Here is an 11,329-nt window from a genome sequence, read left to right on the forward strand (position 1 = left end):
CATGACCGACTCCGCTGACAGCACGGCGGACGGCGCGGACCGGGTCCAGCGGGCACTCCGCGCACTCCTGGCCGAACGCGACCGCCTGCGGCAGGAGAACGACGACCTCAGAGCCGGCCGCGGCGAACCGGTCGCCGTGGTCGCCATGGCGTGCCGCTACCCGGGAGGCGTGACCACGCCCGAGGAACTGTGGGAGGTGATCCGCGACGGCCGGGACGTCGTCGCCGACTTTCCGCAGGACCGCGGCTGGCGCGACGTCTACGACCCCGACCCCGACACCGCCGGCAGCGCCTACGTCCGCCAGGGAGGTTTCCTCGCGGACGTGGCCGGCTTCGACGCGGACTTCTTCGGCATCAACCCCCGGGAGGCGCTGGCCACCGACCCGCAGCAGCGTCTCCTCCTGGAGACGTCGTGGGAGGCGTTCGAACGGGCCGGCATCGTCCCCGCCGACGTACGCGGCTCCGACGTAGGCGTCTTCTCCGGAGTCAGCTCGACCGAGTACGGGTGGCGGTTCCTGGAGGCGGGCCAGAGCGAACTGGAGGGCTACCTGCTCTACGGCAGCTCCCTGAGTGTCGCCTCCGGCCGGGTGGCGTACGAACTGGGCCTGACCGGCCCCGCGGTGTCCCTGGACACGGCGTGCTCGTCGTCGCTGGTCGCCCTGCACCTGGCGGTGCAGTCGCTGCGCTCGGGGGAGTGCTCGCTCGCGCTGGCGGGCGGGGCGCTCGTGATGTCGACGCCCGCGGCCTTCGTGGAGTTCGCCCGCCAGGGCGCGCTGTCCGCCGACGGCCGCTGCAAGGCGTTCGCCGACGCGGCCGACGGAACCGGTTGGGCCGAGGGCGTGGGGGTGCTGCTCCTGGAGCGGCTGTCCGACGCCCGCAGCAACGGCCACCCGGTCCTCGCCGTCGTCCGCGGCTCCGCGGTCAACCAGGACGGGGCGAGCAACGGACTGACCGCGCCCAACGGCCGCGCCCAGGAGAAGGTGATCCGCCGGGCACTGGCCAACGCCGGGGTCGCGGCCCGTGAGGTGGACCTCGTCGAGGCCCACGGCACCGGGACCACCCTCGGCGATCCCATCGAGGCCGGCGCCCTGGCGGCCACCTACGGGCAGGACCGGCCCGAGGACAGGCCGCTGTGGCTCGGCTCCCTGAAGTCGAACATGGGCCACTCCCAGGCCGCCGCCGGGGTCGCCGGGGTCATCAAGACCGTCCTGGCCATGCGTCATGCGTACCTGCCGAAGACCCTGCACGTGGACACGCCCTCCCGCCACGTGGACTGGTCCTCGGGCGGTGTCGAGGTGCTCGCGGAGGGCCGCGAGTGGACCCGCGGGGACGGTCCGCGGCGCGCCGGCGTGTCGTCGTTCGGGGTCAGCGGCACCAACGCGCACGTGATCCTCGAAGAGGCGCCGCAGGAGCGGGCCGGCGAACCCGGCCCGGACCCGGCCGTCGTCGGCGGCCTGGTGCCCTGGGTGCTGTCGGCGAAGACCGCGGCCGCCCTGGAGCGGCAGGCGGTCGCCCTGCGCGAGGCCGTCGCCGCCCGGCCGGACGCGGATGCCGCCGCGATCGGCTGGTCGCTGGTGTCGGAGCGCTCCCGGTTCGAACACCGTGCCGTGGTGCTGGGACGCGGCCGGGACGACCTGCTGAACGGCCTGGCGGCGCTGGGCGACGGCACCGAGTCCGCCGCGGTGGTGCGCGGCGCCGCCACGAAACCCGGCGGTGTCGCCTTCATGTTCCCCGGACAGGGCTCGCAGTGGGCCGGCATGGGCCGGCAGCTGTACGACACCTTCCCCGTCTTCGCGCGGAGCCTCGACGCGTGCGCCGACGCGCTGGCCGAATGGACCGACTGGTCGCTGCTCGACGTGGTGCGCGGCGCGGCGGGCGCGCCGGGCCTGGACCGGGTGGACGTGGTGCAGCCGGCCCTGTTCTCGGTGATGGTGTCCATGGCCGCCCTGTGGCGGTCCTGGGGGGTGGAACCGGCCGCGGTGGTGGGACACAGCCAGGGCGAGATAGCCGCCGCGTACGTGGCCGGCGCCCTGTCCCTGCGGGACGCCACCAAGGTCGTCGCGCTGCGCAGCAAGGCCCTGGTGGACCTGATCGGTCACGGCGGGATGGCGTCCGTCGCGGAGTCCGCGGAGGTCGTCGCGGAACGTCTCGCTCCGTGGAGCGGCAGGGTGGGCGTCGCCGTGGTCAACGGACCCCGCTCGGTGGTGGTCTCCGGGGAACCGGACGCACTCGACGAGTTCGTCGAGAAGATGAAGGCCGACGGAGCCCAGGCGCGGCGCATCTCGGTGGACTACGCGTCCCACTCCCACCAGGTGACCCGCGTCCGCGAGAAGGTGCTGGACGCGCTGTCCGACGTACGCCCGACGACATCGGCGCTGCCCTTCTACTCCACCTTGTACGGCGAGGTCATCGACACCGCGAGGCTGTCCGGCGACTACTGGTACGAGAACCTGCGCGAGAAGGTCCTCTTCGCCACCTGCGTCGGGCAACTCGCCGAGGACGGCTTCCGGGTGTTCGCCGAGATGAGCCCGCACCCCGTGCTGACGGTCCCGGTGCAGGAGATGACCGAGGACGTGGACGGCTCGGTGGTCCTGTCGTCGTCGCGGCGCGACCGGGACGAGGTGGAGGCCGTGCTCGGCTCGCTGGCCCAACTGCACGTGCGGGGCGGGGCGGTGGACTTCGGCGCCCTCTTCGCGGCGCGCCGCCGGGCGGACCTCCCGACGTACGCGTTCCAGCGGCAGCGCTACTGGCTCACCTCCTCCCACACGGCGGTGACGGCGGAGGTGTCCCCGGCGCAGCCACCCGCGGACGACGGCCACCTCGTCCCCCTGGCGGACAGGGTGGCCGCCCTCGACGCCGACGGCGCGCGGGCCCTCGTACTGGAGCACGTCCTGGAGCGGGTCGCCGTCGTGCTCGGGCGCCCCGCCGGTGAAGCGGTCGATCCCGACAGCGAGTTCAAGGAGTTCGGATTCGACTCGATGCTGTCGGCGGAGCTGAGCAAACGCCTGACCGCGTCCACGGGACTCAAACTGCGGGCGAACCTGGTCCTGCGGCACCCGTCACCGAGACTGGTCGCCGCCCACATCACGTCCTCGATGGCGGCCTGACCCGGCCTGCGGGGGCGGTGCACCCACCGTCCCCGGAGCGCCGTCGGGCGCTCCGGGGCCGTCCCGCCGGCGGGACACCGCAAGCCGGACGGCGGCCTGTCCCGCCGGGCACCGAGGTGTATTGAACGGCCGGTCCCCTTCCCCGAAGGTGGGAGGTGATCTGCGCATTCCCATGACGTCCGTGATTCCCGTGATTCCCGTGATTGCCAGGCCATTTGCTGAGGGGCTGATCTCTGTGCGTTCGTTCGGCGCGTCGTCTGCGCATAAAGGGTTGTGGCGGGCGCAGGAGATGGCCCCCGACACGCCGAACCACGCGCTGACCATGTGGGACGTGGACGGTGAGCTGGATCCGGCAGCCATGGAATCCACGTTCCTGCACGTGATGGGCGAGGCGGAGGTGCTGCGCGTCACCTTCGCCGACGACGGCGCCGGGCTGCGGCTCGTGCCCCGCGAACTGGACGACTGGCGGCCGTTCTTCCTCGACCTCAGCGCCGAGGCCGACCCCGAGCAGGCCGCACGCGACGCCCTGGCCGACCTGGTGCGCCGGCCCTTCGACCTGGAGCGGGACCTGCTGTTCCGTCTGGGCGTGGTCAGGCTCGCGCCGGCCCGCTCCCTCCTGGTGATCGCCTACCACCACCTCGTCTCGGACGGGTTCGGCGCCGGCGGCCTGCTGTCGCGGCGCATCGCCGAGGTCTACACGGCACTGGTACGCGGTGAGCAGGCACCCGAGCTGCCGCACCCGTGGGACACCGAGTCGTTCGCGGCCGAGGCGGTGGATTACCTCGCCTCCGCGAAGTTCACCGAGGACACGGAGTTCTGGCGCGACTACCTGACGGACGCGCCCGCGCCCGCACAGGTCCCGCGCGTCGCCCTGTCCGACGCGACACGCGCCGCGCTGGCCGAACCGCTGAGCGACGCCGACCGCTGGTCGGAGGTGGCGGGCGCCATCGGCATGGCGAGCCGCACGCTGACCGTCCCGCGCGCCGAGGCGGACGCGTGGACCGAGACCGCCGAGTCCATGGGCGTGTGGATGTCGTCGATGCTGACCACGGCCACCGCCGTGTTCCTCAGGCACCGCTGCGACCGCCCGGAGTTCCTGCTCTCCCTCGCCGTGGGCAACCGGATCGGAGTGGCGAGCAGGACACCCGGCCTGGCCGTGAACGTGGTGCCGGTCCGGGTGAAGGTCCCGCTCGGCGCGGCCTTCACCGACATCGCCGACGCGATCACCGACGAGACGTACGAGATCTTCGACCACGCCGCCTGCCACTACTCGGACATCCAGCGCGCGAGCGGCGCCGCCCTGAGCGACCGCGGCAGCTTCGGCGCCGTCGTCAACGTCGTCGAGTTCGCGGAGCAGCTCCACTTCGCCGGCCACCCCGCGCGCTACTCCGGCGCGACGACCGGCACCTTCGACGAACTGTCCATCGGCGTCTACCGGGACGGAAGCCCCGACAGCGACCTGTACATCCGGCTCGACGCCCCCGCGCACCTGTACTCCCGCGAGGAGCTGCGCTTCATCGGCGAGGAGCTGATCGCGTACGTCCGCGCCGTGGTCGCCGCCGGCGAACGGCCGGTCGGAACGCTGGACGTGGTGAACGGCGCCGAACGCGACCGCGTGCTGACGGCGCCGAACGACACGGCCGCGCCGCTGCCCGGCCTGACCGTTCCCGAACTGTTCGCCCGCCAGGTGGAGCGGGCCCCCGACGCCGTCGCGCTGGCGTCCGGCGACTCGGCGCTCTCGTACCGCGAACTGGACCTGCGCTCGGACCGCCTGGCCGGGACACTGCGCCGGCGGCACGTCGGACCGGAGACGGTCGTGGCGGTGGCGATGCCCCGGTCGGTGGACCTCGCCGTCGCCCTGCTGGCGGTGGTGAAGGCGGGCGGCGCCTACCTGCCCGTCGACCCGGCGCTCCCGGCGGACCGGATCAGGTCACGGATCGCCGACGCGTCGGCACGCCTCCTGCTCACCGACGCGCCGACAGCCGACGCACTCGCCGCCGGCCCGTCCGACGCCTCCACCCCGTCCGCCCCGTCCGGCTCGGATGTCCCGGTGCTCGTCTTCGACGACATCCGGTCGGAAACCACGCACGCCGCTGACGCCGCTGACGCCGCCGACGGGACCGACGCCGACGGGACGCCGAAGGCTCCGGTCCCGCCGCGCGCGGACAACCTGCTGGCCGTGCTGCACGGATCCGCACCGGCCGGACCGGCCGGCGAAGGCGTGGACGTCGCCCTGACGCACCGGAACCTGGAGCGGTTCGTCCTGGACCGCCACTGGCGGGAGGCCGGCCGCGGCACCGTGCTGTGGCACGCGCCGCACACCGCCGACGCGCTCGCCCTCGAAGTGTGGACGCCCCTGCTGAACGGCGGCCGGGTGGTCGTGTCCCCTCCCGGGGACCTGGACATCGACACGCTGGCACAGGCGCGGGCGGCCGAGGAGATCACCGCCGTGTGGCTGCCCGCCGGCCTGTTCTCCGCGATCGCGGCCGACCTCCCCGAGTGCCTCGACGGACTGCGCGAGGTGTGGACCGGCGGGGAACGCGTGCCCGCGGCCGCGGTGCGACGCCTGCGCGAGGCATGCCCCGAACTGACGGTCGTGGCCGGTCACGGCCCGGCCGAGACGACCGTGTTCGCCGCCGCCGACCGCCTGGCCGCGGACGAACCCGCGCACCCCACGCCCACGGCCGGCCGCCCGATGGACAACACCGCGCTCTACGTCCTGGGACCGGGACTCGCGCCGGTCCCGGCCGGCGTGACCGGAGAGCTGTACGTGGCCGGGCCCGGCGTGGCGCGCGGCTACCCCGGACGGCCCGGGCGCACCGCGGAGCGGTTCGTGCCCTGCCCGTTCGGACCGGCCGGCGGCCTCATGCACCGCACCGGGGACCTGGTGCGGTGGGCCGCCGACGGCCGCCTCGACCACGTGGGCCGGGCCGACGCCCGCACGGACGTACGCGGTGTCCGGGTGGAGCTCGCCGGGATCGAGGAGGCGCTGGCCGAGTACCCCGGGCTGGCGCGGGCGGCGGTGACCGTCCGGGACGACCTCTCGGGACAGCGCCGGCTGGTGGCCCACGTGGTCCCGGCGGGCGGCCGGGCCGTCTCGGGCGAGGAACTGCGCAGGTTCGCCGCGGGCCGGCTGCCGGAGGCCATGGTGCCGTCGGTGTTCACGGCCCTGGAACACCTGCCGGTGTCGGCCGACGGACGGACGGACCGGGCGGCACTGCCGGAAACCGACTTCGACGACGGGAAGTACCGGGCCCCGCGCAACGACACCGAGCGGGTCCTTGCCGCGGCCTTCGCCGACGTGCTCGAACTGGACCGGGTGGGCATCGACGACGACTTCTTCGACCTCGGCGGCAACTCGCTGCGGGCGATCAGGCTCGTCAACGTGATCCGGGCGGAACTGAAACAGGAGGTGTCGATCCGCGGGCTGTTCGCGGCGCGCACCATCGTCGGCCTGTCGGACATGTGGAAGGACCTCGCCCAGTCCAGCAGGCCGGCCCTGCGCAGGAGGACGAAGGACGGCGCGGCCCTCTGACCCGCCACCGGGAACCGCCGGGCGGCCCGCCCGGCGGCCCTCACTGGTGCGGGATGTCGACGCCGGCCGCGCGCAGGTTCGCCTCGAGCAGCTCGGTCAGCAGCGCGGCCGCCGGCGTCTGGTCCGCCCGGTGGTGGTTGATCAGCCCGTAGCGGGTGGCGGCGTCGGGCCGGGCCCGGAACTCGGCGGGCATCGCCAGCAGTTCGTGGTCGGCCAGCAGCTTGGCGGACAGGGCGGACGCGAGCTCGGCGAGCCGCGGATCGCCCGGATCCCACGACTCGGCGTCCTGCGAGCGCTTGATCAGCTCGATGTACTGCGGGTCGTCGAGCTGGTGCTCCAGCTGGCCCAGGAGGCTGTCGAACATCTCCGGCACCAGGGCGCGGGCCAGCACCAGGGCCTCCTGCTGGATCGTCACATAGACATCGCCCAGGCCCAGTTCGGTGAGCCGGTCCAGGGCCGCGCAGGCGCGCTCGGGCAGCAGGAGCCGGTCGCCGGCCGCGAGCCGGTGCAGCACCGCGCGCCGGGCGATCAGCTCCTCGATCCGGTCGGTGAGCCGCCGTTCGACGTCCTCCAGGGCGGCCGCGAACCGCTCGGGGCCGGCGTCGAGCAGATCACCGACCTCGGCCAGCGGCACTCCCGCGCCGGCCAGCGTGCGGACCTGGACCAGCCGCAGCATGTCGGACGATCCGTACCGGCGGTAACCGGAGCCGTCCCGTTGCGGTTCGCCGACCAGGCCGAGCCGGTGGTAGTGGCGCACGGTCTTCACCGTGACACCGGCGAACGCGGCGGCCTGCCCGATCGTGAGCCCGTAGTCCATCCGCGCTCAGCGGGCCCGCTGGTCGTGGGCGGCGGCGGTCTCGCGTACGGCCTCGGCGACGGCCCGGAAGTCCTTGCGCAGGACGTGGGAGTGGTTGCTCGCGACCTTCGCGCTCACCCTGAGGTTCGGGTTGCGGGCGAGCACCGGGTCGAGCGAGGCCCGCATCCGTTCCATCTCCTCCTGGCCCCCGCCGAGGCTGCCGCCCGTGGCCAGGACGTACCGCACCGGGCAGGTCATGCGGTCGAGTACGGGTTCGATGTCGGCGTTGATCTGATTGGCCTCGATGTTGATGTCGGCGTGCTGGTCGGCGCTCATCCGCGCGGCCATGCCCAGCGGACGCACCAGCGGCAGCAGCAACCGCATCCGGCGGAACAGACGCCGGATCCGCGCCCGGCCCTCCGCACCGGTCAGCCCGTACGGAATGGCGCCGTCCACGGTCACCACCCCCGGGACGCGGTCCGGGTTCCGGTCGGCCCAGTGCACCGCGAGCGCCGCACCGTAGGACCAGCCGACGAGCAGTGGACGCTCCGCCCCGGTCGCGTCGAGGACGGCGTCGATGTCCCGCAGGGCCGCCTCGAAGGAGTAGTCCGCCGACCGTCTCGACCGGCCGCGGGCCCGCCCGTCGAACGTGATGTGCCGCCAGTCGGCGCCGAGTTCGGCGATCACCGGCCGCCAGGGCCGGTGGTCGGCGTAGGCGCCGTTCAGATAGATGACGGGACGGCCGGAGCCGCGGGTGTCGGTGACGGCCAGGGCCGTGTCGTCGACGGGGACCATACCGGTCCAGGCCGACCTGGTGGGACTGGTCATACGATCAGCGTCCACCCTGACCCTGGGGCAGGGTCAACCGGCACTATCGAGCCAGCCGGCGCCGGACGCGGACCGGACCACTGTGCGAGCCGCCCCCGGTTCAGGACGCGGCGGTTCCGGCGAGCAGCCCTTCGGTGACGGCCTCGGCGACCGCACCGAGGTGGTCGGCCAGGTAGAAGTGGCCGCCGGGGAAGACCTTCAGCACGAAGTCGCCGCTGGTGTGCTCCCGCCAGGCCCGCGCCTCCTGGACCGTCACCATCGGGTCGCAGTCCCCGATCAGGACGGTCGTCGCGGTGGGGAGCTGCTCCCCGCCGCGCCAGTCGTACGTGCCGAGCGCCCGGTAGTCGGCCCGCAGCGCGGGCAGCACCATCTCCAGGATCTCCGGGTTCTCGAGCATGGCCTGATCGGTGCCGCCGAGCCGGCGCACCTCGGCCAGTACCTCGGCGTCGTCGTAGAGGCGGCCGTGGGCGCCGCCGCTGCGGGGGAGCGGTGCGCCCCGGCCGGAGAGGAACAGCCGCCGCGGGGCGGGCAGCCCGTCCCGGGCGAGCACCCGGGCCGTCTCGAACGCGACGAGCGCGCCCATGCTGTGCCCGAACAGCGCGTAGGGCCGGGCCGGTTCCGCGGCCAGCCCGTGGGCCAGTTCCCCGGCCACCGTCTCGACCAGAGCGGCCAGGTCCGTGAACGGCGGCTCGTTGTACCGGTCCTGACGGCCCGGGTACTGCACGGACAGCACGTCGAACTCCGCGGGCAGCGTACGCGACAGAGGTACGTACGCCGTCGCGGAGCCTCCCGCGTGCGGGAAGCACACGAGCCGCGGCCCGTCTCCCGCGGCCGTGGTGAAGCGCCGGAACCACGTGCTGTTCACTGGTGTGTCCCTTCGTCTGCGCCGACCGACACCCGAACACCCTAACGGCCGTCCGTCGCGCACCGCTTGACCGTCGCCCGCACAGCGAGAAAGCCCGCCGGTGCCCTCGGGGGACGTGGGGCACCGACGGGCTGTTCGATGCCCCGAGAGGGCTCGCGCCCGTCCGTATCGGAGCTCACCACCGAGCATCGCGCCCCCGCCTCGACGGGGGCTCGCAGGGTGGTGGAGAGCCCGCGCGGCGCGCGTCGTCCCGCGCTCCAACCGGCTTCGAGCGGCATGGCGGACGCTGGTCGGTGGTTCATCACGACGGCCGGAAGGGAACGCTCATGACCGCCCCGGACGACATACCGGTCGGGCGACAGCGCGGCACGGTCGCCGAGCTCGAAGCCATCCGTGTCGCCATGCACCGCGGGCCCGGCGAGAAGGCCACCGAGGCCCAGCACGCCAAGGGCAAGTCCACGGCCCGCGAGAGGCTCCGGCTCCTGTTCGACGACGGCCGGTTCACCGAGGTCGAAGGACTGCGCCGGCACCGGGCCAGCGGCTTCGGCCTGGAGGACAAGCGCCCCTACACCGACGGTGTCGTCACGGGCTGGGGCCGGGTGTTCGGCCGGACCGTGTTCGCGTACGCCCACGACTTCAGGATCTTCGGCGGCTCCCTCGGCGAGGCGCACGCCGAGAAGATCCACAAGATCATGGACATGGCCGCCACGGCGGGCACCCCCCTCGTGGGCCTGTGCGACGGCGCCGGGGCGCGCATCCAGGAAGGGGTGAGCGCCCTCGCCGGATACGGCGGGATCTTCCAGCGCAACGTCCGCAACTCCGGGGTCATCCCGCAGATCAGCGTCGTGCTGGGCCCCTGCGCGGGCGGGGCGGCCTATTCGCCCGCGCTGACCGACTTCGTGTTCATGGTGCGCGGCACCTCGCAGATGTTCATCACGGGTCCGGACGTCGTCAAGGCCGTCACCGGGGAGCAGATCAGCCAGGACGAGCTCGGCGGCGCCGACGCCCACGCAACTCTCTCCGGAGTCGCCCAGTTCACCTACGCCGACGAGGAGAGCTGCCTCGCCGACGTCCGCTACCTGCTGTCCTTCCTGCCCGCCAACAACCGGGAGCTGCCGCCGTCGGAGCCCGGCACCGACCGGCCCGACCGGCTCACCCCCGCCCTGCGCGACCTGGTGCCGTCCGACGCGAAACGCGCGTACGACGTGCGCGGGGTCATCGAGGAGTTCGTCGACGCCGGCGAGTTCTTCGAGGCGCACGAGGCATGGGCGCCGAACGTGGTGTGTGCGCTGGCCCGGCTGGACGGGCACGTCATCGGCATCGTCGCCAACCAGCCCGCCTCCCTCGCCGGGGTCCTCGACATCAAGAGCAGCGAGAAGGCGGCCCGCTTCGTGCAGCTGTGCGACTCCTTCAGCATTCCGCTCGTGACCCTGGTGGACGTGCCGGGATTCCTGCCCGGCGTCGAGCAGGAGCACGGCGGCATCATCCGGCACGGCGCGAAACTCCTCTACGCGTACTGCAACGCGACGGTCCCCCGCGTCCAGCTCATCCTGCGCAAGGCGTACGGAGGCGCGTACATCGTCATGGACTCGCGCTCCATCGGCTCGGATCTCTCGCTGGCCTGGCCGGGCAACGAGATCGCGGTGATGGGGGCGGAGGGCGCCGCCGACGTCGTCTTCCGGCGCGAGATCGCGGCCGCCGCCGATCCCGAGTTCGCCCGCAAGCAGCACATCAAGGAGTACCGGGAGCAGCTCATGCACCCGTACCACGCCGCCGAACGCGGCCTGGTGGACGACGTCATCGACCCCGCGGAGACCCGCGTCAGGCTGATCGACGCGCTCGCCGTGCTGCGCACCAAGTACGTGGCACAGCCCTCCCGCAAGCACGGGAACCAGCCCCAGTGACAGCCCGCGCCGGGCGACCGCACGAGCGCCTCTCTACTTGCGGTGCATAGCCTCCGCGCAGATGTACGCCCCTGCACCGCACGCGTGTCCGCCGGCGGGTCCGCCTGCACTCGCGGACCAGCACCGAAGGAGCCGACACACGTATGTCCGTGCAAACCACCGCCCCTGGTGTGCCAGAGGCGCGCGACAAGGAAGTCCGGCGCCTGGACCGGGTGATCATCCGGTTCGCGGGGGATTCCGGGGACGGGATGCAGCTCACTGGTGACCGGTTCACCTCCGAGACGGCTTCGTTCGG

The 11,329-nt window shown here is 73.3% G+C and carries 6 protein-coding genes; 3 read left to right on the forward strand and 3 right to left on the reverse strand.

What is annotated here, in order from left to right:
* Position 1 precedes the first annotated feature (1 nt).
* Together ACFYXC_RS35430 and ACFYXC_RS35435 are read left to right on the forward strand one after the other, a co-directional pair.
* Positions 2-3,106: a type I polyketide synthase gene (locus tag ACFYXC_RS35430; RefSeq protein WP_389556516.1), complete on the forward strand. Its 3,105-nt coding sequence runs from the start codon at positions 2-4 to the stop codon at positions 3,104-3,106.
* A 172-nt stretch (positions 3,107-3,278) separates the two neighbouring features.
* Complete coding sequence (locus ACFYXC_RS35435) at positions 3,279-6,641, forward strand: AMP-binding protein (protein WP_389556518.1); 3,363 nt, start codon at positions 3,279-3,281, stop codon at positions 6,639-6,641.
* A gap of 40 nt (positions 6,642-6,681) precedes the next feature.
* Here the strand turns inward: ACFYXC_RS35435 and ACFYXC_RS35440 are convergent, their stop codons facing one another.
* The 3 genes from ACFYXC_RS35440 to ACFYXC_RS35450 all read right to left on the reverse strand — a co-directional run bounded on the left by ACFYXC_RS35440 (position 6,682) and on the right by ACFYXC_RS35450 (position 9,130).
* Complete coding sequence (locus tag ACFYXC_RS35440; RefSeq protein WP_389556520.1) at positions 6,682-7,458, reverse strand: MerR family transcriptional regulator; 777 nt, start codon at positions 7,456-7,458, stop codon at positions 6,682-6,684.
* A 6-nt stretch (positions 7,459-7,464) separates the two neighbouring features.
* A complete protein-coding gene (locus ACFYXC_RS35445; protein WP_389556522.1) occupies positions 7,465-8,265 on the reverse strand; it encodes an alpha/beta fold hydrolase in 801 nt (266 codons plus the stop codon).
* A 100-nt stretch (positions 8,266-8,365) separates the two neighbouring features.
* Positions 8,366-9,130: a thioesterase II family protein gene (locus tag ACFYXC_RS35450; protein ID WP_389556523.1), complete on the reverse strand. Its 765-nt coding sequence runs from the start codon at positions 9,128-9,130 to the stop codon at positions 8,366-8,368.
* A 326-nt stretch (positions 9,131-9,456) separates the two neighbouring features.
* Here ACFYXC_RS35450 and ACFYXC_RS35455 point away from each other — a divergent pair, with 326 nt between their 5' ends.
* Positions 9,457-11,034 (forward strand): acyl-CoA carboxylase subunit beta, encoded by a 1,578-nt coding sequence (locus ACFYXC_RS35455; protein ID WP_389556525.1) that lies wholly within the window; start codon positions 9,457-9,459, stop codon positions 11,032-11,034.
* The last annotated feature ends 295 nt before the right edge of the window (positions 11,035-11,329 follow it).

It is taken from the genome of Streptomyces sp. NPDC002701, from assembly GCF_042889045.1.
Classification (GTDB): domain Bacteria; phylum Actinomycetota; class Actinomycetes; order Streptomycetales; family Streptomycetaceae; genus Streptomyces.